The 24,657-nt window shown below is 62.2% G+C and carries 20 protein-coding genes; 15 read left to right on the top strand and 5 right to left on the bottom strand.

Going from position 1 to position 24,657, the window contains the following annotated elements:
• The first annotated feature begins 270 nt into the window (after positions 1–270).
• From IH404_RS03955 to IH404_RS03895, 13 genes are all read left to right on the top strand, one after another.
• Positions 271–1,941: a PleD family two-component system response regulator gene (locus IH404_RS03955; RefSeq protein ID WP_005784403.1), complete on the top strand. Its 1,671-nt coding sequence runs from the start codon at positions 271–273 to the stop codon at positions 1,939–1,941.
• Between the two features lie 53 nt (positions 1,942–1,994).
• Positions 1,995–3,956, top strand: a complete 1,962-nt coding sequence (locus tag IH404_RS03950) for a methyl-accepting chemotaxis protein (protein WP_005784401.1) — start codon at positions 1,995–1,997, stop codon at positions 3,954–3,956.
• A gap of 263 nt (positions 3,957–4,219) precedes the next feature.
• A complete protein-coding gene (aroQ, locus tag IH404_RS03945) occupies positions 4,220–4,675 on the top strand; it encodes a type II 3-dehydroquinate dehydratase (RefSeq protein WP_005784399.1) in 456 nt (151 codons plus the stop codon).
• Positions 4,676–4,699: 24 nt separating this feature from the next.
• Positions 4,700–5,164, top strand: coding sequence for an acetyl-CoA carboxylase biotin carboxyl carrier protein (gene accB, locus IH404_RS03940; protein ID WP_005784398.1), 465 nt, complete (start codon positions 4,700–4,702; stop codon positions 5,162–5,164).
• 17 nt (positions 5,165–5,181) lie between these two features.
• Positions 5,182–6,543: an acetyl-CoA carboxylase biotin carboxylase subunit gene (gene accC, locus IH404_RS03935; protein WP_003188188.1), complete on the top strand. Its 1,362-nt coding sequence runs from the start codon at positions 5,182–5,184 to the stop codon at positions 6,541–6,543.
• Positions 6,544–6,819: 276 nt separating this feature from the next.
• Positions 6,820–7,698, top strand: coding sequence for a 50S ribosomal protein L11 methyltransferase (gene prmA, locus IH404_RS03930; RefSeq protein ID WP_005784395.1), 879 nt, complete (start codon positions 6,820–6,822; stop codon positions 7,696–7,698).
• Positions 7,699–7,728: 30 nt separating this feature from the next.
• On the top strand, positions 7,729–8,955 hold the full coding sequence (locus IH404_RS03925) for a DUF3426 domain-containing protein (RefSeq protein ID WP_194439979.1): 1,227 nt from the start codon (positions 7,729–7,731) through the stop codon (positions 8,953–8,955).
• Between the two features lie 185 nt (positions 8,956–9,140).
• Complete coding sequence (dusB, locus tag IH404_RS03920) at positions 9,141–10,154, top strand: tRNA dihydrouridine synthase DusB (RefSeq protein WP_032878112.1); 1,014 nt, start codon at positions 9,141–9,143, stop codon at positions 10,152–10,154.
• On the top strand, positions 10,151–10,471 hold the full coding sequence (fis, locus tag IH404_RS03915; RefSeq protein ID WP_002555375.1) for a DNA-binding transcriptional regulator Fis: 321 nt from the start codon (positions 10,151–10,153) through the stop codon (positions 10,469–10,471). Before dusB ends, fis begins: the two co-directional genes overlap by 4 nt.
• A gap of 81 nt (positions 10,472–10,552) precedes the next feature.
• Positions 10,553–12,160, top strand: a complete 1,608-nt coding sequence (gene purH / locus IH404_RS03910; RefSeq protein ID WP_005784388.1) for a bifunctional phosphoribosylaminoimidazolecarboxamide formyltransferase/IMP cyclohydrolase — start codon at positions 10,553–10,555, stop codon at positions 12,158–12,160.
• 170 nt (positions 12,161–12,330) lie between these two features.
• Positions 12,331–13,623 (top strand): phosphoribosylamine--glycine ligase, encoded by a 1,293-nt coding sequence (purD, locus tag IH404_RS03905; RefSeq protein WP_103733880.1) that lies wholly within the window; start codon positions 12,331–12,333, stop codon positions 13,621–13,623.
• Between the two features lie 115 nt (positions 13,624–13,738).
• Complete coding sequence (locus tag IH404_RS03900; RefSeq protein WP_194439978.1) at positions 13,739–16,513, top strand: hybrid sensor histidine kinase/response regulator; 2,775 nt, start codon at positions 13,739–13,741, stop codon at positions 16,511–16,513.
• Between the two features lie 96 nt (positions 16,514–16,609).
• On the top strand, positions 16,610–17,206 hold the full coding sequence (locus IH404_RS03895) for a MarC family protein (protein WP_003171467.1): 597 nt from the start codon (positions 16,610–16,612) through the stop codon (positions 17,204–17,206).
• Here IH404_RS03895 and IH404_RS03890 read toward each other — a convergent pair.
• From IH404_RS03890 to cobG, 5 genes are all read right to left on the bottom strand, one after another.
• Positions 17,203–17,982 carry a hypothetical protein gene (locus IH404_RS03890; RefSeq protein WP_194439977.1) on the bottom strand — a complete coding sequence of 260 codons (780 nt, stop codon included), beginning with the start codon at positions 17,980–17,982 and terminating at the stop codon, positions 17,203–17,205. The two genes, IH404_RS03895 and IH404_RS03890, sit on opposite strands and share 4 nt — an antisense overlap.
• Before the next feature lie 237 nt (positions 17,983–18,219).
• Positions 18,220–19,857, bottom strand: coding sequence for a precorrin-3B C(17)-methyltransferase (gene cobJ / locus IH404_RS03885; RefSeq protein ID WP_005784380.1), 1,638 nt, complete (start codon positions 19,855–19,857; stop codon positions 18,220–18,222).
• The gene (locus IH404_RS03880) at positions 19,857–20,588 is read right to left on the bottom strand and encodes a precorrin-2 C(20)-methyltransferase (RefSeq protein ID WP_005784378.1); all 732 of its coding nucleotides are present in this window, start codon (positions 20,586–20,588) and stop codon (positions 19,857–19,859) included. The genes cobJ and IH404_RS03880 overlap by 1 nt, the downstream gene beginning before the upstream one ends.
• Entirely contained in the window at positions 20,588–21,214 is a 627-nt protein-coding gene (locus IH404_RS03875) for a precorrin-8X methylmutase (protein ID WP_005784376.1), read from the bottom strand. Before IH404_RS03875 ends, IH404_RS03880 begins: the two co-directional genes overlap by 1 nt.
• Positions 21,207–22,553 (bottom strand): precorrin-3B synthase, encoded by a 1,347-nt coding sequence (cobG, locus tag IH404_RS03870; RefSeq protein WP_194439976.1) that lies wholly within the window; start codon positions 22,551–22,553, stop codon positions 21,207–21,209. The genes IH404_RS03875 and cobG overlap by 8 nt, the downstream gene beginning before the upstream one ends.
• A gap of 38 nt (positions 22,554–22,591) precedes the next feature.
• Between cobG and cbiE the strand changes: the two genes are divergently transcribed.
• Positions 22,592–23,797, top strand: a complete 1,206-nt coding sequence (gene cbiE / locus IH404_RS03865; protein ID WP_194439975.1) for a precorrin-6y C5,15-methyltransferase (decarboxylating) subunit CbiE — start codon at positions 22,592–22,594, stop codon at positions 23,795–23,797.
• Positions 23,794–24,522, top strand: coding sequence for a cobalt-precorrin-6A reductase (locus IH404_RS03860; RefSeq protein WP_005784369.1), 729 nt, complete (start codon positions 23,794–23,796; stop codon positions 24,520–24,522). Before cbiE ends, IH404_RS03860 begins: the two co-directional genes overlap by 4 nt.
• Positions 24,523–24,657 lie beyond the last annotated feature (135 nt).

Here is a 24,657-nt window from a genome sequence, read left to right as displayed (position 1 = left end):
ATGCACGTCAATTGTCCGGGTGCGTTCAGACACTCCGACCACAACCCTACCCCATCGTGCCCATCGTTGCGGGGCTTTTACGCGAAAGTGGCGCACAAGCAAGGTTGGACTATAAAGGATGCACGCTTTTTACGCTGCGCGACCCGCGGGTCAATAACTGAATATCCGGCACGCAGACTTAATTGACGTATGACACTCATGCAACAGAAAAGAGGTGCTAGCATAGAGCCATCAGTCGACCTCAGCATGCACCCTCACAGTAGTCAGGATATGACCGAGTCAGAAGACCCTAGCCGCGAGCGTCTCAAGCAGCATTTTGCCCAGCGGGTAATTCATCAGGCACGTCAAATTCTTGAGATCTGGCAGCGCCTGCAACGCGGCGAATGGTCGAACGCCGACTTTTCCGAACTCAGCGAAGCCAACCTGCGCCTGCAGCGCTTCGCCGAGCGTTTTGAACAACCCGAACACCGCCAACTGGCCCAGCATATTGGCCAAACTCTCCAGGCGGTGGACGAAAACCGTGGCCGTTTGAGCAGCCAACTGATCACCGAACTCAACCGCTTGATGCAGCGCCTGTCGCGCACCGGGCTGCGTCAGGGTGACCAGCTTGAGCAAACCCTGCTGCCACCGATGCGCAAGCCGATCTACGTGATGCTGGCCGACCACGACCGCGCCGAGCGCCTGGCCAAGCAGCTGGAATTCTTTGGCCTGAGTGCCCAGTCCCTGGACAGCGTCGCGGCTTTTCACACGGCCATGGCCGAACGCCTGCCGTCAGCCATCGTCATGGACGTGGACTTTTGCGGCCCCGGCCTGGGCCTCACCCTCGCCGCGCAAGCCCAGGAGGGCCTGGAGCAAAAGCTGCCGCTGTTGTTTTTCAGCCTGCACGAAACCGACACGCCGACGCGCCTGGCCGCCGTGCGCGCCGGAGGTGAGGAGTTCCTGACCGGCACCCTGGAGGCTTCGAGCCTGCTGGAAAAGATCGAAGTGCTGACCTGCGTTGCCCAGTACGAGCCGTACAAAGTGCTGATCATTGACGACTCGCGGGCCCAGGCGCTGCACACCGAGCGCCTGCTCAACAGCGCCGGGATTGTCACGCGCACCTTGATCGAACCGATCCAGGCCATGGCCGAACTGGCGGATTTCCAGCCCGACCTGATCATCCTCGACATGTATATGCCCGCCTGTACCGGCACCGAACTGGCCAAGGTGATTCGCCACAACGACCGTTACGTCAGCGTGCCGATCATCTACCTGTCGGCCGAAGACGACCTGGACAAACAGCTGGACGCGATGAGCGAAGGCGGCGATGACTTCCTGACCAAACCGATCAAGCCGCGCCACCTGATCACCACCGTGCGCAACCGCGCCGCGCGTGCGCGCAACTTGAAGGCGCGGATGGTGCGCGACAGCCTGACCGGGCTGTACAACCATACGCATATCCTGCAATTGCTCGAAGACTGCAGCTTTCGCGCCCGCCGCGAGAACAAGCCATTGAGCTTTGCGATGCTGGATATCGACCACTTCAAACGTGTCAATGACAGCCACGGCCACCCCATGGGCGACCGGGTGATCAAGAGCCTGGCGCTGTTTCTCAAGCAGCGCCTGCGCAAGACCGACTACATCGGCCGTTATGGCGGTGAAGAGTTTGCCATCGTGATGCCCGACACCGACGTGGAATCGGCCTGCAAGGTACTGGACGACATTCGGCGGCGCTTTGCAGAAATCCACTACCCCGCCCAACCGCAGGATTTGTGGTGCACCTTCAGTGCCGGCCTGGTGGAGCTGTGTGACGGGTGCGACAGCCTGACGATGGCCGCCCAGGCTGACGAAGCGCTATACCTTGCCAAGGACGCCGGACGCAACCGCGTGCAAGCCGCGCGCGCATCAAAGCAAAGTGCCATCTTTTCACCGGAATCCACCGAATCGGTCATAACTCTGTAACGCAAGCGCAATAACTTCAGGCACTTATCTTTTGCCGTCGGTTGAAACCCCGCATGCGCCTCAAGCTGCTGACCAATCTCAATACCCTTCTGCTGGTGGCCGTATGCCTGGCCCTCGGGGCGACGCTGTGGTGGTCGCAACGGGCGCTGGAGCGGCCTTATTTATTGATGGAGCGCTACCTGGGCCTGTCCCAGGGCTTTCAAAACCAGGCAGCGCGCAATATCGAAGACTACCTGGCCAGCGGCGATGCCCTGCGCCTGAGCAGCGCCAGTCAAAGCCTGGAGAGCCTGTTGCAGCAACTCGCGCAATTGCCGGCCGAGTTGGCGCAAACCCTGCACCCCAGCCTGGCGGACCTGGAAACCTTCAGCAAGACCGACCTGCTGGCTGCAGGCAAGCTGGCCGGCGACCCGCAAGCACTGTTGGTTCAGGCCGAGCGTGAACTGGGCGCAAACCTGGAGCAACTGAGCCAGTACGCCAGCGGCGTCAACTCCACAGACGCAGCACGCTACCTGCCTCCCCTGCTGACCGCCTCGCAGCATCTGGGCAAACTGTCCCTGGCCCGCGACAAGCTGGTGAGCAGCGGCCGCGCCGAGCTGGCCGACGAGGTGGAGCGCGAGATTGCCACCATGCGCACCCAGGCCGACCTGTTGGCACAGTTGCGATTGCTTGGGGTAAAGGCCAGCGCCGAATCCAACGCTGACGATTTCTCCGCATTGATGGGCCTGGAAAACACCGAAAAAACCGCAGTCCAGGACACCGGCGTCGACCTCAAGCGCGAGCTCAACAGCCTGTTGACCCGCTACCCCGCCGAACTCCAGCGCACCCGCGAGCAGATCCAGCAGCGCGCCGACCTCGCCGCTGCCACCCACCTGAAGATCGCCAACGTGCAACAGGCCATCGCCGGCCTGGAGCCGGTAGTGCGTGCACAGCACGCCAGAATCCAGGGCGAGGTGCGTGTGCTGCAAGGCGTGATGATCGGCCTCATCCTGTTGATCGCACTGCTGATCGACACGCTGCAACGGCGCCTGGCACGGGTGCTGACCAATCTGGCACCGGCCTTGTCGACCTGGGCCGAAGGTAATTTCAGCCAGCCGATAGCCCTGGGCAAGACCAACCATGAACTGCACGCTATCGAAGCCTCCCTGAACCGCCTGCGCGCCTATCTGGTGGGCCTGGTAGGCACTATTCGCGGGAATGCCGAAGCAGTGGCCGGCAGCAGCCGCACCCTCGCCGAACTGAGCAGCGGCCTGCACGACGGCGCCGAGCGTCAGGCCGGCGACACCGCGCAGATCCGTGACTCCCTGGGTGAACTGGAAGCCACCATCCAGCAAGTGGCCGGGGATGCCAGCCAGGCTGCCGGCGCCAGTCGCAGTGCAGGCTTTGCTGTGGAGCAAGGCCAGCGCGTAATCGGCCTGAGCCTGACCGGGTTGCACGCCCTGGTGGGCGAAGTGCAGCAAAATGCGCAGATGATCGAGAAACTCGCGGAAGAATCCGCCACCATCGGCGGCGTGCTGACCGTGATTCGCTCGATTGCCGAGCAGACCAACTTGCTGGCGCTCAATGCCGCTATCGAGGCGGCTCGCGCCGGTGAAGCCGGGCGCGGCTTCGCGGTGGTGGCCGATGAAGTACGTTCCCTGGCGCAGCGCACCGCTGGCGCTACTGCCGAAATCCAGGGCCTGATCGCCGGCCTGCAAACCGCCGCCCACCAATCGGTGCAAGGCATGCGCGCCCAGGTTGAGCACGCCGAAGCCACCGCCCAGCAAGCCCAGACAGCAGATGGTGCGCTGGATGAAATCGTCGGTGCGATCCAGACGATTTCCGAGACCGCGGTGCGCATCGCCGATGTGACCGCGCAGCAGAGCGGGGCCGTGAGTGAGATTCGTGATAACAGTGAGCGGATTCACCAGTTAGGTGAGGACAACCTGCTGCGTATCGGGCAGGGGCGTAGCCAGGGTGAGCACTTGCTGGTGCTGGGTGGGCAATTGACTACCGCCGTACAAGCCTTCCGCGTCTGACTCGATCTGATGCCCCATGAAGACCAAAATGTGGGAGCTGGCTTGCCTGCGATAGCGCAGGATCAGCCAACTCATCCACCACTGACACACCGTCATCGCAGGCAAGCCAGCTCCCACACTGACCAGATGCCGGCTCACAGTCACAAATTTTGCGCAATCCTCGCTAATCGTGCTGGCTACTGCATAGAACTGGACAGTCACAAAGGCTTTGCGGCATAGTCGCCGGGTTCTGCCGCACCCCTACCAATAACAAGGAACAGCCGATGGCGACCTTACTGGTTCTTCATGGACCCAACCTGAACCTGCTTGGCACCCGCGAACCGGGCGTCTACGGGGCAGTGACCCTCGACCAGATCAACCTCGACCTGGAAAGACGGGCCCGTGAAGCCGGCCACCATCTGCTCTACCTGCAAAGCAATGCCGAGTATGAATTGATTGATCGCATCCACGCCGCGCGTCACGAAGGCGTGGACTTCATCCTGATCAATCCCGCCGCTTTTACGCATACAAGTGTTGCATTACGTGACGCGCTGCTGGCGGTGAGCATCCCATTCATCGAAGTGCATTTATCGAACGTGCACAAACGCGAAGCTTTCCGCCATCACTCTTACTTCTCCGACGTAGCGGTAGGAGTGATCTGCGGCCTTGGCGCCAGCGGTTACCGACTGGCCCTGGAGGCCGCCCTGGAACACGTTGAAGAACAGGCTAAACGCCCCTGACCGACCCTTGGGAGTTGATGATTCATGGATATCCGTAAAGTTAAGAAACTGATCGAACTGCTGGAAGAATCCGGTATCGACGAGCTGGAAATCAAGGAAGGCGAAGAGTCCGTACGGATCAGCCGTCACAGCAAGACCCCGGCCCAACAGTTCTACGCACCGCAGATGCAAGCACCGGCTCCTGCCGCTGCCGCCCCTGCTGCCGCTCCAGTCGCTGCCGCAGCCCCTGCTGCCCCAGCCGCACCAGCGTTGAACGGCTTCGTGGTCAAGTCGCCAATGGTCGGTACTTTCTACCGCACCCCGGCACCGACCTCGCCAGCCTTCGTTGAAGTGGGCAAGACCGTGAAAGTGGGCGACACCATCTGCATCGTTGAAGCGATGAAGATGATGAACCACATCACCGCTGAAAAAGCCGGCGTCATTGAATCCATCCTGGTAGAAAACGGTCAGCCGGTTGAGTACGACCAGCCGCTGTTCACCATCGTTTGAACCGCGGAGCGCCTTCGATGTTGAAACCTGCGAAGAAACTGCAAAAAGTCCTGATCGCCAACCGCGGCGAGATCGCGCTGCGTATCCTGCGCGCCTGTAAGGAAGAGGGCATCAAGACCGTCGCTGTTTACTCGACGGCCGATACCGAATTGATGCACGTGAAACTGGCGGACGAAAGCATCTGCATCGGCCCGCCACTGGCCACGAACTCGTACCTGAAAGTCTCGAACATCATCGCTGCCGCAGAAGTGACCGGCGCTGATGGCATCCACCCGGGCTACGGCTTCCTCGCGGAAAACGCCGACTTCGCCGAACAGGTGGAAAAATCCGGGTTTGCCTTCATCGGCCCCAAAGCCGAAACCATTCGCCTGATGGGCGACAAGGTCTCGGCCAAGGACGCCATGATTGCAGCGGGCGTGCCGACCGTTCCAGGCTCCGACGGCCCACTGCCTGAAGACGAGGAAACCGCTCTGCGCATTGGTCGCGAAGTCGGTTACCCGGTGATCATCAAGGCCGCCGGTGGCGGTGGTGGTCGCGGTATGCGCGTGGTGCACAAGGAAGAAGACCTGATCGAAGCCGCCAAGCAGACCCGCTCCGAAGCGGGCGCCTGGTTCGGCAACCCGATGGTCTACCTGGAGAAGTACCTGACCAACCCACGTCACGTGGAAGTCCAGGTGCTGTCCGACGGCCAGGGCCACGCCATCCACCTGGGCGACCGCGACTGCTCGCTGCAACGTCGTCACCAGAAAGTGTTGGAAGAAGCCCCGGCACCGGGCCTCGATGAAAAAGCCCGCCAGGAAGTCCTGGCACGCTGCGTCAAGGCGTGCATCGACATCAACTACCGTGGCGCCGGTACCTTCGAGTTCCTCTACGAGAACGGTCGCTTCTACTTCATCGAGATGAACACTCGTGTGCAGGTAGAGCATCCGGTTTCGGAGATGGTCACCGGTATCGACATCGTCAAGGAGATGCTGAGCATCGCCGCCGGTAACGTGCTGTCCTTCACCCAGGACGACGTGAAGATGCACGGCCACTCCCTGGAGTGCCGCATCAACGCCGAAGACCCGAAAACCTTTATCCCAAGCCCTGGCCTGGTCAAGCATTTCCACGCGCCCGGCGGCAACGGCGTACGTGTGGATTCGCACCTGTACAGCGGCTACAAGGTTCCGTCCAACTACGACTCGCTGATCGGCAAGCTGATCACCTGGGGCGCGACCCGCGACGAGGCCATGGCCCGTATGCGCAACGCCCTGGACGAAATCGTGGTCGACGGCATCAAGACCAACATCCCGCTGCATCGGGACCTGGTTCGCGATGAGGGTTTCTGCGAAGGTGGTGTGAACATTCACTACCTGGAACACAAGCTGGCCAACCAGTAAGTGCTCCACCCAACAAAGCCGCCTTCGGGCGGCTTTGTTGTTTCTGCACACCTGTTTTCCAGGATGCACACAGTCCAAATGTGGGAGGGGGCTTGCTCCCGATAGCGGTGGATCAGTTACAGATACTGCGGCTGACACACTGCAATCGGGAGCAAGCCCCCTCCCACATTTGGTCCGCATTCACTCAGTAATGTCGTCTTCTGCTGCCCGCTCGCGTAAACTTGCGCGCTTTCGCGGCCTACTCGCTGCACATTCATTTTTTCAAAGGTGCCCGCCATGCCTTGGCTGCAAGTCCGTCTCGCCATCAGCCCAGAACAAGCCGAAACCTACGAAGACGCTTTCCTCGAAGTGGGCGCTGTGTCGGTGACCTTCATGGACGCCGAAGACCAGCCGATCTTCGAGCCGGAACTCAACACCACGCCGCTGTGGTCCCACACCCACCTGCTGGCCCTGTTCGAAGACGGCACCGATGCCGCCGCCGTACTGGCCCATATGGAACTGCTCACCGGCGGCCCGCTGCCCGAGCATCACAGCGAAGTCATCGAAGACCAGGACTGGGAACGCAGCTGGATGGATAACTTCCAGCCCATGCGCTTCGGCCAGCGCCTGTGGATCGTGCCAAGCTGGCACGCTGCTCCCGAGCCAGACGCCGTCAACCTGCTGCTGGACCCGGGCCTGGCGTTCGGCACCGGCACCCACCCCACCACCGCCCTGTGCCTGGAATGGCTGGACGGCCAGGACCTGACCGACAGCAACGTACTGGACTTCGGCTGCGGCTCCGGGATCCTGGCGATTGCCGCGCTGCTGCTGGGCGCCAAGGAGGCCGTGGGCACCGATATCGACGTGCAGGCCCTGGAAGCCTCCCGCGATAACGCCGGGCGCAATAACATCGCTGAAGGCAAATTCCCACTCTATCTGCCTGAAGATCTGCCCCAGGTACAGGCCGATGTGCTGGTCGCCAATATCCTCGCCGGGCCGCTGGTGTCGCTGGCACCGCAACTGTCGAGCCTGGTCAAGCCGGGTGGGCGCCTGGCGCTGTCGGGTATCCTCGCCGAGCAAGGTGAAGACGTGGCTGCGGCCTACGCCAGGGATTTCGAGCTGGACCCGATCGCCAACCGTGATGGCTGGGTACGCATCAGCGGTCGTCGGCGCTAGAATGAGCGCTTGTCTGAATCGGATGGCCGCATGACCGACAGTTTCGTCACCCAGTGCCCGCATTGCCAAGCCCGCTTCCGTGTCAACCACGCTCAGTTGAGCGTGGCCCGTGGCGTGGTGCGCTGCGGCTCGTGCCTGCAAGTGTTCAATGCCGCTCGCCAGTTGCTGGAGCAGCGCGCCCAAGTGTCGGCAGCCGAACCTGAAGTGCCCGCTGCGGTTGAGCCAACGCCTGAGCCCCCGCGAGCCATCAGCCAGAAACAGTGGACAGCCCAGGAGCTGGACCTGGACAACCTGGACCTGGACGAAGAACTGGCCAAGCTCGAGCGCCGCGAGATTCAGCACACTCAACCCCAGGGCGCGGAGCGTCGACTACCCGGCACCGACCGTCGGCACAAGGAAGACACCCTCAGCGCCAGCCGCGACACGGTCAAGGCCGAGGAAGAACAATGGGCCGCCAGCCTGTTCAGCGAGCCCGCGCAAGAGCGCGCAGACAGCGACGAAGACGAGCCTGAACCAAGCAATACCCGGCAGCGCACCGAACCGTCCATGTCGCTGCACAGCGAAACCATCGACGACGAGCCAACCCCGCTCTCTCCCCTGCATGACGACGAGCCCGACCCGCCCTTCACGCCCCTGACCCCAGCGGCAGAAGAAGCCGATGAACGCCCGCAATCACGGCGTAAACGCCCACGCACCGAGGCCAACGCTCACGACGCCGTGCTTCAGGACCTTGAAGACGACCCGCTGCACCTCTATGCACAGAAACGTCCGTCGGGCTGGGGCCGCCGCCTGATCTGGATCCTGCTGGTACTGATTGCCGCCGCCGGCCTGGCAGGCCAGTACATCGCCTACCAATTCGACGAACTGGCCCGTCAGGACGCCTACCGTCCGTGGTTCCAGCAGCTGTGCCCGAAATTGGGTTGCACCGTGCCATCGCGGGTCGATATCGCCCATATCAAGAGCAGCAACCTGGTGGTACGCAGCCATCCGGAGTTCGCCGGTGCGCTGGTGGTGGATGCAATCCTCTATAACCGCGCGACCTTTTCCCAGCCGTTCCCGCTGCTGGAACTGCGTTTTGCAGATTTGAACGGCAGCCTGATCGCCAGTCGTCGCTTCAAACCCGCCGAATATCTGAGCGGCGAGTTGGCTGGCGTCAGCGAAATGCCTTCGCAGACACCGATCCACATTTCCCTCGACATCCTTGATCCCGGCAACAAAGCCGTGAACTACAGCCTGAGCTTCCACTCGCCCGAGTGAAACGCCACGCCCGAAGAGGTTTGACGGCGGATTATTGACTTGACCGACGTCAACCAAACCGGTGGCGATAAAAAAATAACTGTTCAGATTTTATCCAATTCAGCCTTTAACCCGTCATCGAGAGCGGGTATCATGCCAACCCTTTTTCGAACTCTAATGATCCGGCCCCACAACAGGGAAGTCCTATGTCGGCGGTACGCATCGGCCCATATACATTGCAGAACGGCTTGATCCTCGCCCCGATGGCGGGTGTCACCGATCAGCCCTTTCGTCAGCTGTGCAAGCGTTTGGGCGCGGGTCTAGTAGTCTCTGAAATGGTTACCAGCGACATGAGTTTGTGGAACACCCGCAAATCGCGGATGCGCATGATCCACGAAGGTGATCCCGAGCCACGCTCGGTACAGATCGCCGGGGGTGATGCGCAGATGCTGGCGGATGCGGCCCGGGCCAATGTGGAGCTGGGTGCACAGATCATTGATATCAACATGGGCTGCCCGGCCAAGAAGGTCTGCAACAAGGCCGCCGGTTCCGCCCTGTTGAAAGATGAGCAGTTGGTCGCCGAGATCCTGCAGGCCGTCGTTGGCGCAGTCGATGTGCCGGTGACCCTGAAGATTCGTACCGGTTGGGACCGGGACAACAAAAATGGCCTCACAGTGGCAAAGATCGCTGAACAGGCCGGGATTACAGCGCTGGCGGTGCATGGCCGTACCCGCGCCGACCTTTATACCGGTGAAGCCGAGTACGACACCATTGCCGCGATCAAGCAGGCCGTGTCGATGCCGGTATTTGCCAATGGCGACATCGACTGCGCCGAGAAAGCCCGGCGCGTGCTGCACGCAACCGGTGCCGATGGATTGTTGATTGGCCGGGCCGCCCAGGGGCGACCGTGGATTTTTCGCGAGATCGAGCATTTCCTGCGCACTGGTGAAGTCTTGCCGGCGCCGGAGTTGGTCGAAGTGGAACGTATTCTGCTGGAGCATCTGGCCGCCCTGCACGCCTTCTATGGGGATGTGATGGGCGTACGCATTGCTCGCAAGCATGTCGGCTGGTATCTCGCCACCTTGCCGGGCGCCAAGGAATTTCGCGCTCAGTTCAATCGTTTGGATGAAACGCAGGCACAGGTCGCCACCGTTCGTGAGTTCTTCGCCGAACGTGACAAGAGCCTGGGAACAGGGGATGGAAAAGGGGTGGCCGCATGACGATGATGACCGAGACTTTAGTGAGTGGAACAACACCCGTGAGCGACAACGTCAATTTGAAACAGCACCTCAACACGCCCAGCGAAGAAGGCCAGACCCTTCGCGGGAGTGTCGAGAAAGCGCTGCACAATTATTTCGCCCACCTTGAGGGTGCTTCCGTCACGGACGTGTACAACCTGGTGCTCTCCGAAGTCGAGGCGCCCTTGCTCGAAAGCGTGATGAACTACGTCAAGGGCAACCAGACCAAAGCCAGTGAGCTGCTGGGCCTCAACCGTGGCACCTTGCGCAAAAAGCTCAAGCAGTACGATTTGCTGTAAGCATTCAATCAAACCAGAAAGGCGCCCGCGTAAAACCGGTCGCCTTTTTTGCTGACTCCTTTGCTTTTGATGGAAATTGAAATGACCGACCAGACTACCCGCCTGCCGATCCGCCGCGCCTTGATCAGTGTTTCCGACAAGACCGGGATCCTCGAATTTGCCCGGGAGCTGGAAGCCCTGGGTGTGGAAATTCTCTCCACGGGCGGGACCTTCAAACTGCTGCAGGACAACGGCGTGGCCGCAGTAGAAGTCGCGGACTACACCGGTTTCGCAGAAATGATGGACGGTCGCGTCAAGACCCTGCACCCGAAAATCCACGGCGGCATCCTCGGCCGTCGCGGCATCGACGACGCCATCATGACCGAGCACGGCATCAAGCCGATCGACCTGGTGGCCGTTAACCTCTACCCGTTCGAAGCCACCATCAACAAGCCAGGCTGCGACCTGCCCACCGCCATCGAAAACATCGATATCGGCGGCCCGACCATGGTGCGCTCGGCGGCCAAGAACCACAAAGACGTGGCCATCGTGGTCAACGCCAGCGACTACGCCCACGTGCTGGAAAACCTGAAAGCCGGTGGCCTGACCTACGCCCAGCGTTTCGACCTGATGCTCAAGGCGTTCGAACACACCGCAGCCTATGACGGCATGATCGCCAACTACATGGGCACCGTGAACCAAGCGGCTGACACCTTGAGCACAGAAGGTCGCAGCCAGTTCCCGCGCACCTTCAACAGCCAGTTCATCAAGGCCCAGGAAATGCGCTACGGCGAGAACCCGCACCAGAGCGCGGCGTTCTACGTGGAAGCCAAGCCTGCCGAAGTGGGCATTGCCACCGCGACCCAGCTGCAAGGCAAAGAACTTTCCTACAACAACGTGGCCGATACCGACGCCGCGCTGGAATGCGTGAAGAGCTTCGTCAAACCGGCCTGCGTGATCGTCAAGCACGCCAACCCGTGCGGCGTGGCCGTGAGCCCGGACGCTGAAGGCGGTATCCGCCAAGCGTACGAACTGGCCTACGCCACCGATACCGAATCCGCGTTCGGCGGCATCATTGCCTTCAACCGCGAGCTGGATGCCGAGACCGCCAAGGCGATCGTCGAGCGCCAATTCGTCGAAGTGATCATCGCACCAAGCGTCAGCGAAGAAGCCCGCGCCATTGTCGCCGCCAAAGCCAACGTGCGCCTGCTGGCCTGCGGCGAGTGGTCGGCCGACCGCGCCGCTGCCTGGGACTACAAGCGCGTCAATGGCGGCTTGCTGGTACAGAGCCGCGACATCGGCATGATCGGCAGCCAGGACTTGAAAGTGGTGACCAAACGCGCCCCGACCGAGCAAGAGATCAACGATTTGATCTTTGCCTGGAAAGTCGCCAAGTACGTTAAATCCAACGCCATCGTCTACGCCAAGAACCGCCAGACCATCGGTGTCGGCGCCGGCCAGATGAGCCGTGTTAACTCGGCGCGTATCGCTGCGATCAAGGCAGAACACGCCGGTTTGCAGGTGGTGGGTTCGGTAATGGCTTCCGATGCATTCTTCCCGTTCCGTGATGGCCTGGATAACGCCGCGAAAGCCGGTGTTACTGCCGTGATCCAACCGGGCGGCTCGATGCGTGATGCAGAAGTGATTGCCGCTGCTGATGAAGCTGGCATTGCGATGGTCTTCACCGGTATGCGCCACTTCCGCCACTGATTGATTTGATCTCAAGCGGGCACTGGCTCCATGTGGGAGCTGGCTTGCCTGCGATAGCATCACCTCGGTGCAACTGACACACCGAGGTGCCCGCATCGCAGGCTAGCCAGCTCCCACAGGAAAACAGCCAACAGTGCCCCCACGAATTTGCTTCATCCGAGGTTTTTGAAATGAATGTTTTGATCATTGGCAGCGGTGGCCGTGAACACGCCCTGGCCTGGAAAGTTGCCCAGGACCCACGTGTCCAGAAAGTCTTCGTCGCCCCCGGCAACGCCGGTACCGCCATTGAGGCCAAGTGCGAAAACGTCGCCATCGACGTACTGGCCCTTGAGCAACTGGCAGATTTTGCCGAGAAGAATGTTTCCCTGACCATCGTCGGCCCGGAAGTGCCACTGGTTGCCGGCGTCGTCGATCTGTTCCGCAGCCGTGGCCTGGATTGCTTCGGCCCGACCGCTGGCGCCGCCCAGTTGGAAGGCTCGAAAGCCTTCACCAAGGATTTCCTGGCACGCCACAAGATCCCCACCGCCGACTACCAGAACTTCACCGAGATCGAGCCGGCCCTCGCCTACCTGCGTGAAAAAGGCGCACCGATCGTGATCAAGGCCGATGGCCTGGCTGCCGGTAAAGGCGTGATCGTCGCCATGACCCTGCAGGAAGCCGAAGACGCCGTGCGCGACATGCTCGCCGGCAATGCCTTTGGTGATGCAGGTTCGCGCGTGGTGATCGAGGAATTCCTCGACGGCGAAGAAGCCAGTTTCATCGTAATGGTCGACGGCAAGAACGTACTGCCCATGGCCACCAGCCAGGACCACAAGCGCGTCGGCAATGGCGACAGCGGCCCGAACACTGGCGGCATGGGTGCTTACTCCCCGGCGCCAGTGGTCACCAGCGATGTGCATCAGCGCGTCATGGATCTGGTGATCTGGCCGACCGTGCGCGGCATGGCCGACGAAGGCAACGTCTACACCGGTTTCCTCTACGCCGGCCTGATGATCGACAAAGCCGGTAACCCGAAAGTCATCGAGTTCAACTGCCGTTTCGGCGATCCGGAAACCCAACCGGTGATGCTGCGCCTGCAGTCGAGCCTGGTGCTGCTGGTGGAAGCAGCGCTGGCCCAAGCGCTGGATAAGGTCGAAGCACAGTGGGACCCACGCCCGAGCGTCGGCATCGTGCTGGCAGCCGGTGGTTACCCTGCCGATTACGCCAAGGGCGATGTGATTGAAGGTCTGGACGCCGCCGCTGCGCTGGAAGGCAAGGTGTTCCACGCAGGTACCGCGCTCCAGGACGGCAAAGTTGTAACCGCAGGTGGCCGTGTGTTGTGCGCTACCGCAATGGGTGCCAGTGTCGATGCCGCACAACAGCAGGCGTACAAGCTGGCTGCGAAAATCGACTGGAAAGGTTGCTTCTACCGCACCGACATCGGCTACCGCGCCATTGCCCGTGAACGCGGTGAAAACAGCTGAGAGCTACACTTGCAGTAGCTATCCGTTCGGTTAGGTAAGGGCCTTTGGCCCTTGCCGTACACATGTCGCCCCGCGCATAGTTAACCCGTGCATCAACCTACGAAGGGATTTCGCCGTGCGCTGGCTCAGGATCGCCATAGGTTTCACAGTCAGCTTGCTGACCCTGCTCTGCCTGCTCCCGGCCCAGGCCGCCGCGCAAGGCAGTGGTTGGGCGGTATTGCTTGATGAACAGGCCGACCTGCAACTGAGCGACATCCGTTCCGCCCGCTACACCAATCAATTCAGCCCCATCGAACTGGACCGGATCACTGCCGCGCAGCCGGACGGTGCGTTGTGGGTGCGCTTCAGGCTGCAGCCCGGCAAGCACGAACAAGTGCTGCGGGTCTTTGCCCCGGATCTTTCCAGCCTGAGCCTGTACGTACTGGACGGCGATACCCTGGTGGAGCAACAAACCACCGGCACGCGCCAACCCCAGGCTGAACGCCCGCTGCCGAGCAGTGATTTCATGCTGCCGATGCCCCAGAGCCCACGACCTCTGGAGGTGTACCTGCGCCTGGTCTCGGAACACGAACTGCGCCCCTACATCACCCTGGAACCTGCAGTACTGGCCGCCGCCAACCAGAACCAGACGCTGATCTACGGCCTGCTGTTCGGCGTGCTGCTGATGCTGATCCTGCACAACCTCACACGCTTCGCCTACCACCGCTCGCGCAGCAGCCTGTGGCTGGCCGCCTGCGAATTGCTGTTGATGCTCAGCCTGGCGCTGCTGCTCAATCTGGTGGGGCCATGGCTGCCGAACTGGCACGCGATCCAGACCCCTGGCGCCTACCTCGCCCTGTTGCTGACCGCACCTTGCGGGTTGATGTTCGCCTACCGCTTCTTCATGCCCCTGGGCCCGCACCCGCTGAACAAGGTGTTGATGGCCGATATCCTGCTGATCGTGCTGTGCGGCCTGCTGTTGTTGTTCGTCAATACCCTGCCACTGAACATCATCACCTATGCCCTGGTGGCACTGGCCGGCCTGAGCATGTTGTTTGTCTCGGCCTACCATTGGCAAAAAGGCTACCGCCCGGCGCGTCTGTTCGTGGCGGCGATGGTGGTGTTCAACATTGGCACACTGATCATTCTTCCCGCCCTGCTCGGCCTCACCCTGGTGGCGCCGCAGGGCCTGATCGTTACCCTACTGGGTTTCATCTGCCTCAGCGGCCTGTTGATGAGCCTGGCCCTGGGCGAACGCCAGCGCGCGATTGTCGAAACGCGCTTCAGCCTGAGCCGCGACCTGGCCGCCAGCAACGCCGAAATCGCCGCCAAGGCCGAGTTCCTGGCGAAGATCAGCCATGAAATCCGCACGCCCATGAACGGCGTGCTGGGCATGACCGAACTGCTACTGGGTACGCCGCTGTCGGTGAAGCAGCGCGACTACGTGCAGACCATCCACAGCGCCGGTAACGAGCTGCTCACCCTGATCAACGAGATTCTCGACATTTCCAAGCTGGAGTCCGGGCAGATCGAACTCGATGATGTGCAGTTCGACCTCAACGCGTTGATCGACGACTGCCTGAGTATCTTTCGCGCCAAGGCCGAGCAGCAGAATGTCGAGCTGATCAGCTTTATCCAGCCCCAGGTGCCACGCGTGATCAGCGGCGACCCGACGCGCCTGCGCCAGGCGCTGTTGAGCCTGCTGGAAAACGCCCTGCACAAGACCGATGAAGGCGAAGTGCTGATCGTCGTGGCCCTCGACGAGCGCAGCACCAAGCCCCGTTTGCGCATTGCCGTGCAGGACAGCGGCGTGCCGATGGAAGCCGCCGAACGCGACGCACTACTGCACAGCGAACTGCACAGCAAGAACTTCCTCTCGGCGACACGCCTGAGCGGTCACCTGGGCCTGGTCATTGCCCGCCAGTTGATCCTGCTGATGAACGGCGAATTCGGTATCAAGAGTGGCAGCCATCAGGGCAGTACCCTGTGGCTGACGCTGCCGCTGGACCCGGAGCGCCTGGAGCACCCGACGTCGGATCTCGACGGCCCGCTCAAGGACGCCCGTGTGCTGGTGGTGGACGACAACGACACCTGCCGCAAAGTACTGGTGCAGCAATGTTCGGCCTGGGGCCTTAATGTCAGCGCCGTGCCGTCCGGCAAGGAGGCCCTGGCGCTGCTGCGCACCAAGGCACACCTGCGCGATTACTTCGACGTGGTGCTGCTGGACCAGAACATGCCAGGCATGACCGGCATGCAACTGGCGGCGAAGATCAAGGAAGACCCGAGCCTGAACCACGACATCCTGCTGATCATGCTCACCGGTATCAGCAACGCACCGAGCAAGATCATCGCGCGCAACTGCGGGATCAAGCGCATCCTCGCCAAACCCGTGGCCGGTTATACGCTCAAGACGACCCTGGCAGACGAACTGGCCCAGCGCAGCAAAGGCGCAGCCATTCCACGCCCCGCTCCCAGCGCGCCGGTGGCGGTGACCGTGCCGAGCGATTTCCGCATCCTGGTAGCCGAAGACAACAGCATCTCCACCAAAGTGATTCGCGGCATGCTCGGCAAACTCAACCTCAACCCGGACACCGCCAGCAACGGCGAAGAAGCCCTGCAAGCGATGAAAGCCCAGCGCTATGACCTGGTGTTGATGGATTGTGAAATGCCAGTCCTCGATGGATTCTCCGCCACCCAGCAGCTGCGCGCGTGGGAAGTCAGCCACCAACGCGTACGCACGCCGGTGGTAGCGCTCACGGCGCATATTCTTTCGGAACATAAAGAACGCGCACGCCAGGCCGGCATGGACGGGCATATGGCCAAGCCGGTGGAGCTATCACAGTTGCGCGAGCTGGTGGATTACTGGGTAGTGCAGCGCCAAAAGCTTCCTGAGCGCAGCACCATTTCCTGATTTGAAATACCATCCCCTGTGGGATCAAGCCAGCTCCCACATTTGATCTCTGTCGGATAGACTCCTCCACACTTCCCCCGCCCGCGAGCCGCCCCCATGCTCCATGTGTTATTCAGCGTTTACCTGAAGATGCTGGTGCTCTACAGCCCGTTTTTTGTGCTGTCCTGCTTTATCAGCCTGACCCGTGGCTATTCCAGCAAGGAGCGTCGGCGCCTGGCCTGGAAAGTCGCACTGGCGACCCTGGTATCGAGCGTGTTGCTCTACCTGTTCGGCAGGGTGATTTTCAGCGTGTTCGGCATTACCGTGGACGCGTTCCGTATCGGCGCCGGCAGCGTGTTGTTTATCTCAGCCCTGGGCATGGCTCAGGGCAAGTCGGCGGTGCAGACCGACAACGTGCAGCAGGACGTGACCATCGTGCCGCTGACCATCCCGCTCACTGTCGGCCCAGGCACCATCGGCGCGCTGCTGGTGATGGGCGTGAGCCAGCCCCACTGGGACGACAAGCTCACCGCCATCCTCAGCATCGCCTTGGCCAGCCTCACCGTGGGTGTGGTGCTGTACCTGTCCAACCGTATCGAACGGATTCTCGGCGACCAGGGCTTGCAGATTGTCAGCCGGTTGATGGGCCTGTTCGTATGCGCCCTGGCCGCGCAAATCATTTTTACCGGGGTTCGCGGCTACCTGGTGCCTTAGATCCGGTATTTGGCAATCGCCAGCTGCACCTTGTCACCGGCGCTTTCGCGCATCAGCTGGATGGTTTTTTCGTTGACCACCGAGGTGTTCAGCACCAGACAGGTTTGCCCGCTGAAAGCCTCGAACGATGAGCTGTCCCATTCAAGGAACGGCACTCCCACCTGTTTGTTCACACCGTGGCTGCTGAAGGTCACCAGCACCATCATCACTTCACCATTGGTTTCGGCGCAGGACGCCACGCCGAAGTCACCGCCCTCATGCACCGCGCTATTGCGCTTGAACAAATCGAAAGACGCCGGCTGCCGCTTCAATGCCTCCAGCGCATCGGCGGCCAATTTGGGCAGCGCGGTAACCAGCGGCCCCGACAGTGACATCGACGCCAGCAGCGCGCCGATAATATTCAGCGCAGCCAATTGCACCGTCAGCCCCTTGCCGGAGCGTGAGACCCGCTCGAAACTGCTGCGCACCGGCAGCCAGCCAAGACTGACCATGACCTTGATAAATTCGTCGTACCACGCCTCGGTGCCCCGATGCACCTTCAATACATCGCTCACGTAACTGCTGGCCAGCAGGTAACTCTTGCGAATGTATTCGCGGTTCAGCCCAGACAGCCCCTCGGCGAAGGAAATCACCCCGTTGTTGACCACCGCCGCATTGCAGTCGTCGTCAGTGTCCAGGGGTAACGCCGCGTGCGCTCCTGGTGCCCCCGGCAACTTGTAGGCGGCAATCAGCTTGCGCCGTTTGATAGTGTTGATCCTTCTGTTACGTCGCTCCATTTTTCAGTTCTCCACAAGCACCCGACATGGGGCTTTCCTTCACACTAGTCCAGCGGGCGGAGGGCTTTCCATGCGACAAACATACCTTGGTGGCACCGGTGAAAACCCAGTGCCCAGCAATCACAAGGCACAGCCGGCAGGCTTGCGGTTTTCACCGTAAAAAAAAGAAAAAGCCCCGAACAACATCAGGAGAATCCCTGGGTCATTCGGAGCTTTCCGGCGGCCAGCGGACCGTTTTCAGGAGGCGGGTTTGTCGCCGTACCAACGCGGCGTGTACACCCACGCCCCGCCACCGGCACGCGGGAACACGCAGGTGGTGGACGAGCCGATCAGCACCATGGTGCGCATGTCCACCTGCTCGGGCGTCAATTGGCCCAGGGTGGTGACGCGTAGCGTCTGGCCCGGGCGGCCGATGTCGCGGCCCAGCACCACCGGCGTATCGGGCGTGCGGTGCAGGCCGACGATCTCCAGGGCACGCCCCAGTTGCCAGGGCCGCGAACGCGAGATCGGGTTGTAGAACGCCAGGGCCAGATCGGCTTGGGAAGCCAGGTCCAGACGCTTTTCAATGATCGACCAGGGCTTGAGGTTATCCGACAGCGACATGACGCAGAAGTCATGCCCCAAGGGAGCACCGGCCTGGGCGGCGGTGGCCAGGGAGGCAGAAACCCCCGGCAGGATTTCCAGGTCGACCTGATGCCAGGCCGGGTCCGTGGAGTCGTGCAGCGCCTCGATCACCGCGGCGGCCATGGCGAATACACCCGGGTCGCCGGACGACACCACCACCACCGACCGCCCCTGCGCAGCCAGCTCGAAAGCATGGCGAGCGCGCTGCATTTCTTCGCGGTTGTCGGTGCAGTGTTGCACTTGATCGTCACGGAACGGCCCGGCCATGCGCACATAGGTTTCATACCCCAGCACATCGGTGCAACGCGCCAGTTCCGCCTTGACCGCCGGCACCATCAACTCGGCCGCACCGGGACCCAGGCCGATCACTGCGAGACGGCCACGGGGGCGTCCCACCTGCGACACGTCCAAGGGCTGTTCGGCCACGGTAATGCTGATGTCCGCAACGGGCATCACCGGGGCAAAACGCAGCGGCACACCCAACGCCAGCGCAGCTTCATGCAATGAGGCGTCGGCCATCTGCAGGTCGCTGGCCAACAGGCAGGCCACGGCTTGCACCGCGATCCCCGCCTCATGCAGCGCAGTGCGCACGCGCTCGGCCAACCGCGCCCCAGGCTTGCAGATAATGCAGACGTTTTGTGGATAAATCAGCAGCTCGTTCGGTGCCGGTGGGCGCTCGGCACTGCCCACATGAATCGCCAGGCGCGCCTGTGGGTCCTGGACCAGGTTGGCTTGATCCAGCCACGGCGCCACGCCTTCGACGCGTACCGATTCACCGGCCAAAAGGTCCGAGACAAAGCGCTTGCCCAGTTCAATGTCCGCCAGTTGATAACCCGTCGGCGGGTTGAGCAGGCAGGTGCCAAAACGCAGTTCGCCACTGGTGGTGATTGCCGCGGATACGCCCAATGCCGCGGCGATGTCACGCGCCATCACATTCACCCCGCCCAGGCCACCCAGCAGCGGCACCACGGCGCTGCCGTCTTCAGCCACGGCCAGCACGGCGGGTTCCTCGCCTTTTTCCAGCAGCAGCGCCGCCAGGGTACGAATCACAATGCCGGCCGCGCACAGGGCAATCAGCGGCGTGCCTTGCTGGTAGAGCTGGCGCAGCGTCGCGCCGAACTCGCTGTAGCTCTGGTCCGCCCCTTCAACCCGAGCCGCCAGGCCGTGGATCAACGCGCCAGGGTAAACCTGCTGGATCTTGCGCGCCGTGGCCAAACTGCCTTGGCCCAGAATCACAATCGCCGGAGTCATCAACCTTGCCACCTTTCACCGGGCACGATGATCAGCGAGAAATACGGCGACGACATCGGCTCCACCTGGTCCAGCGGCACGATCTTCTGGTTGGCCATGGTGGCGCGCTCCACGTACAGCGCACGTTCGGCCAGGCCCAGCTCTTCCAACACCTGGCGCACCTTCGGGAAGTTGCGCCCCAGCTTCATGATCACTGCGGCATCGGCATCCGCCAGGCGGCGCTTGAGGTCATCATGGGGCAATACGCCCGAGAGCACCGACAAGCTCTGGTTGCGATACACCAACGGCGCGCCGAGCACCGAAGCGCCACCGAGCATCGAACACACACCCGGAATTACCTGGGCTTCGTAGCGCTCGGCAAGGCGGTCATGCAGGTACATGTAGGAGCCGTAGAAGAATGGATCACCTTCGCAGATCACCGCCACATCGCGGCCCGCGTCCAGGTGCGCGGCCACGTCGAGGCTGGCGTTGTCGTAGAAGTCGCTGATCACTTGTTCATAGGACAGCGGCGCCGGCAGCGCTTCAGTGGTGACCGGGTACACCAGCGGCATCAGGGTCTGCTGTGGCACCAGGTGGCCTTCGATGATGCCGAAAGCGTTGCCCTTCTTGCCCTTGGCCACGAAATACGCCACCACCGGCGATTCACGCAGCAGGCGCAGGGCCTTGAGGGTGATCAGTTCCGGGTCACCGGGGCCTACGCCCAGGCCGATCAAACGTCCGCGCACCTGCATTATTCGACCTCCGTGGCCAGGGCGTTGACGGCGGCGGCAGCCATGGCGCTACCGCCCAGGCGGCCTTGCATGATCACGAAGGGTACGCCACGGCTGTCGGCGGCAAGCATGGCCTTGGACTCGGCGGCGCCAACGAAACCGACCGGGAACCCCAGGATCAGTGCCGGTTTCGGCGCGCCGGCGTCGAGCATTTCCAACAGGTAGAACAAGGCGGTCGGCGCGTTGCCGATCACCACCACGCTGCCTTCCAGGTGCGGGCGCCACAGCTCCAGAGCGGCGGCGGAACGGGTGTTGCCCAGCTCCCGCGCCAGCTGCGGCACGCTGTCGTCGCGCAGGGTGCAGATCACTTCGTTATTGGCCGGCAGACGCGCACGGGTCACGCCCTCGGAGACCATCCGCGCATCACACAGGATCGGCGCGCCAGCAGCCAGCGCATCGCGCCCGGCCTTGCCCGCCCCTTCGGAAAATTGCAGACCGTCGATGGCCTCGACCATGCCGCACGCATGAATCACCCGCACCGCGAGTTTTTCCAGATCGGCCGGGATGCGGTCCAGGTTGGCTTCCGCGCGAATAATGGCAAAGGAGTTGCGATAGATCTCCTGACCGTCGCGGATGTAATCAATCATCGGTGTTGCTCCGTGGGCGAGCGCGTAACAGGGCGCCCGCCGCTTCAATGGAAAGAGTGCGCGCGTGCAGCCGACCGAAACCCGAGTGGGCTGCATCGCGAAAATAGAGGTCGTAATGGCCGGGGCTCACCGCCAGCAACGTGACCGGCGCGGTGTGCGCGGCGGCGCATGAGCGCGGGCAGCCGGACAGGTGCGCTTCGACGCCGGGTTGCAGGGCGGCCAGTTGCACCGCGTCGGCCTTGGTATCGGCCAGGCCCTTGCCGCAACCGCTGGAACCGGTGCAGGCAATCATGCGCGCCAGGGGTTGGTCGATTGAACACACAAAGCCCAGTTGCGCCAGGCGTTCGGTCACGGCGCCAACGCGTTCAATGTTAGGCAGTAGCACGCCCTGCCAGGGCGTGAAGCGCAACGTGCCATCGCCGTACTCGCTGGCCAGTTGCGCGGCGCCCTGGAGCATCAGCGAATCCAGGCGGCCCAATGGCGCGACTGCCGCGACGTAAAACTGATTTTTTTGGGTCTGTGGATAACTGCCGATGTGCAACAACGCACCACTGGCCGGTCGCTTGAAGCCCTGCGCCGACAACAGCGGCAGCATCAGGCGGCCCAACAAGTTATCCACAGGCAGATGACGCATACGTGTTTGCTCGGGCGTCGCCAGGTCGAGAAAGGCCTCCAGCACCGCCACCACCAGTGCATGGCCCTGATCCAGCGGCACTGCCGCCACGGGCGCATCCAGCCCCGGACAACCGGCCAGGCCGAACGCCAACAGCGTCTGACCATCGCGCACAAACGCCGACAGCCACAGGTCATGGTGATGCTCCAGCATCGCCAGGGCTTCACCGCCATCGAGTTGTATCGCGAACTTGGCCGACAGCTGGTGGAACCGCGCATGGTTTTGCAAGGTGGCAAGAATCTGCGTGGCCAGCGGGCGGGTGTCGAACAGCATCTGCGGGTCGATGCCAGCGCCGGGGCTGAGCATCAGGTTGCGCACGTCGTCACCGCCAGCGTTATTGGGGCCCAGGCCGGCGGCAAGCAACCTGGCGATCAAGGCGTCCTGCTCGGCGCCAATGCCGCGGATCTGCAAGTTGGCGCGGTTGGTCGCCTCGATTATCCCGCCCGCGTACGTACGGGCCGCGTCGGCCACGGCGCTGGCCTGGGCTGCGGTGATCGAACCACCGGCCAGTTTGATCCGGCAAATGCCGCCGTCCAACGCCTGGACAATACGCAGCAACCCCGGACAAGCCGAGGGGCGCATGGTATTCACAGCGGGCGTTGGGTTCACGGGGCTACCGGTTGACGGGTAAAGGCGCGGTATTATGCCTGCTTTGTCCGGCGGCATGAAAAGCCTGCCCGTCGGATGTCGTTCAAGGAATTGATATGTCGCCCTGGCTGACGGTTGTAGGCATCGGTGAAGACGGCTTCAAGGGCCTGGGCAGGAATGCCCGGCACGCCCTGTTGCGCGCCACGCGGATTATAGGCGGCCAACGCCAGTTGGACCTTTTGCCGGTGTGTATTCGTGGCGAACGCCAGGTGTGGCCGAGCCCGTTTTCCCTGGAGCCGGTGTTCTCGCGGCGCGGGGAGCCTGTGTGCGTCTTGGCCAGTGGCGACCCGATGTTCTATGGCGTCGGCGCCAGCCTGGCCCGGCAAGTGGCAGCTGAAGAGTTGTTGATTTTGCCCGCACCATCGTCGGTGTCCCTGGCGGCAGCGCGCCTGGGCTGGCCGTTGCAGGAGGTGGTGACGCTATCGGTGGTCGCTCGTCCGTTGGCAGCACTTAATGCGCATCTGGCCGCTGGCGTGCGCTTGTTGGTCTTGAGCAATGACGGCAGCAGCCCCGCGTTGATGGCTGCGTTGTTGGCCGAGCGCGGTTTCGGCCCCAGCCGGATTACCGTGTTTGAACACTTGGGCGGCCTGGCTGAGGGGCGCATCGACGGGCACGCGCAATCGTGGGAACACGCCGAGGTTGCCGCTTTGAACCTGGTCGCCATCGACTGCCTGGCGGATGCGAACGCACCACGTCTGTCACGCCTTGCAGGTTTGCCCGACGCGGCCTTCAAGCACGATGGCCAACTGACCAAACGCGACGTGCGCGCCATGACCCTCGCCCGCCTTGCCCCCATGCCCGGCGAACTGTTGTGGGACGTGGGCGCGGGCAGCGGCTCCATCGGCATTGAATGGATGCGCACGCATCCGAGCTGCCGCGCCGTGGCAATCGAGGCCGACGCAGGCCGCCAAAGCCTGATCGAACACAACCGCGACGCCCTCGGCGTGCCCGGCCTGCAACTGATTCGCGGCAAGGCGCCGGAGGCGTTAAGCGGTCTGGAAGCACCGAACGCCATCTTCATCGGCGGCGGCGTCACCCGCGAAGGCGTGCTCGACACCTGCTGGCAACACCTGCGCCCCGGCGGGCGGTTAGTGGCCAATGCCGTGACCCTGCAAAGCGAAATGACCTTGATGAACTGGCGCACCGAGCACGGCGGCGAACTGACCCGCATCCACGTGGCCCAGGCGCAGCCATTGGGCGAGTTCGATACCTGGCGCCAGGCATTGCCGATCACGCTATTGGAAGTGATCAAGCCCCTATGAAAAGAATTCTGTTGCTGGGCGGCGTGACGGAGGCGTTGGCCATTGCCCGCACCCTGGGGCCGGAGCATATCTACAGCCTGGCGGGCGTGGGCCGTGTGCCGACCGACCTGAGCTGCCAGGTTCGAGTCGGGGGTTATGGAGGTGCTGAAGGGCTGGCGCAGTTTGTTCGTGATGAACGCATCAGCCTGATCCTCGATGCCACGCATCCGTATGCGGCGCAGATCAGCCACAACGCGGCCCAGGCGGCGCGATTGAGCGATGTGCCTTGCTGGGCTTTGCGACGTCCGGCGTGGCAGCCGCAAGTGGGGGATGACTGGCGGGAAGTGCCTGACTGGGCCGCGCTGATAGCCGCGTTGAAGCCTTTCAAGCGCCCATTGTTCACCCTGGGTCGCGAACCCTTGCAACATCTCGATGAAATCCCCGCCGACCAGTTCTGGACCTTGCGCGCACTGGACGTTTATCCGGGGAATGCGCGGTGTGAAGTGATCGGCGCGCGCGGGCCGTTTCTGATCGAGGATGAGCGGGCTTTATTCGAACGGCGCAGGATCGATGTACTGATCAGCAAGAACAGCGGCAGCACCGCCACCGAACCGAAGCTGGAAGTGGCGCGGGAGCGGGGGGTGCCGGTGTTGGTGTTGAAGCGGCCGGTATTGGCTGCGGTGGATCGAGAGTTCACCACCTTAGCGGCAACGCTACAGGCAATCACCCTTCCAGACACCCTCTAGTAAGCGTCAACTGAAATGAGACATTGCTTGATCATCCGGCCACGACGCCCGACCGCTGAGTTTGCAGCGGTGTACGTAGATTAGGGATTGAGGTCCTGGGGGCAACCTCAAAGACGTCTCGCAAAGTTCTGCGTA

This window comes from Pseudomonas sp. OST1909 (genome assembly GCF_015277575.1).
In the GTDB taxonomy this organism is placed as follows: domain Bacteria; phylum Pseudomonadota; class Gammaproteobacteria; order Pseudomonadales; family Pseudomonadaceae; genus Aquipseudomonas; species Aquipseudomonas synxantha_A.
The sequence above is the reverse complement of the archived record's forward strand: the minus strand, read 5'-3'. Positions and strand labels throughout refer to the sequence as shown.

Bases quoted from the DNA above. Each gene is read 5' to 3' on its own strand.
- cobJ (WP_005784380.1), bottom strand. From the start codon at position 19,857: ATGACTCCGGCGATTGTGATTCTGGGCCAAGGCAGTTTGGCCACGGCG.
- fis (WP_002555375.1), top strand. From the start codon at position 10,151: ATGACGATGATGACCGAGACTTTAGTGAGTGGAACAACACCCGTGAGC.
- aroQ (WP_005784399.1), top strand. From the start codon at position 4,220: ATGGCGACCTTACTGGTTCTTCATGGACCCAACCTGAACCTGCTTGGC.
- cobG (WP_194439976.1), bottom strand. From the start codon at position 22,553: ATGCCGCCGGACAAAGCAGGCATAATACCGCGCCTTTACCCGTCAACC.
- accC (WP_003188188.1), top strand. From the start codon at position 5,182: ATGTTGAAACCTGCGAAGAAACTGCAAAAAGTCCTGATCGCCAACCGC.
- IH404_RS03890 (WP_194439977.1), bottom strand. From the start codon at position 17,982: ATGGAGCGACGTAACAGAAGGATCAACACTATCAAACGGCGCAAGCTG.
- IH404_RS03860 (WP_005784369.1), top strand. From the start codon at position 23,794: ATGAAAAGAATTCTGTTGCTGGGCGGCGTGACGGAGGCGTTGGCCATT.
- IH404_RS03895 (WP_003171467.1), top strand. From the start codon at position 16,610: ATGCTCCATGTGTTATTCAGCGTTTACCTGAAGATGCTGGTGCTCTAC.
- IH404_RS03955 (WP_005784403.1), top strand. From the start codon at position 271: ATGACCGAGTCAGAAGACCCTAGCCGCGAGCGTCTCAAGCAGCATTTT.
- accB (WP_005784398.1), top strand. From the start codon at position 4,700: ATGGATATCCGTAAAGTTAAGAAACTGATCGAACTGCTGGAAGAATCC.
- purH (WP_005784388.1), top strand. From the start codon at position 10,553: ATGACCGACCAGACTACCCGCCTGCCGATCCGCCGCGCCTTGATCAGT.
- prmA (WP_005784395.1), top strand. From the start codon at position 6,820: ATGCCTTGGCTGCAAGTCCGTCTCGCCATCAGCCCAGAACAAGCCGAA.
- IH404_RS03950 (WP_005784401.1), top strand. From the start codon at position 1,995: ATGCGCCTCAAGCTGCTGACCAATCTCAATACCCTTCTGCTGGTGGCC.
- dusB (WP_032878112.1), top strand. From the start codon at position 9,141: ATGTCGGCGGTACGCATCGGCCCATATACATTGCAGAACGGCTTGATC.
- cbiE (WP_194439975.1), top strand. From the start codon at position 22,592: ATGTCGCCCTGGCTGACGGTTGTAGGCATCGGTGAAGACGGCTTCAAG.
- IH404_RS03880 (WP_005784378.1), bottom strand. From the start codon at position 20,588: ATGCAGGTGCGCGGACGTTTGATCGGCCTGGGCGTAGGCCCCGGTGAC.
- purD (WP_103733880.1), top strand. From the start codon at position 12,331: ATGAATGTTTTGATCATTGGCAGCGGTGGCCGTGAACACGCCCTGGCC.
- IH404_RS03925 (WP_194439979.1), top strand. From the start codon at position 7,729: ATGACCGACAGTTTCGTCACCCAGTGCCCGCATTGCCAAGCCCGCTTC.
- IH404_RS03875 (WP_005784376.1), bottom strand. From the start codon at position 21,214: ATGATTGATTACATCCGCGACGGTCAGGAGATCTATCGCAACTCCTTT.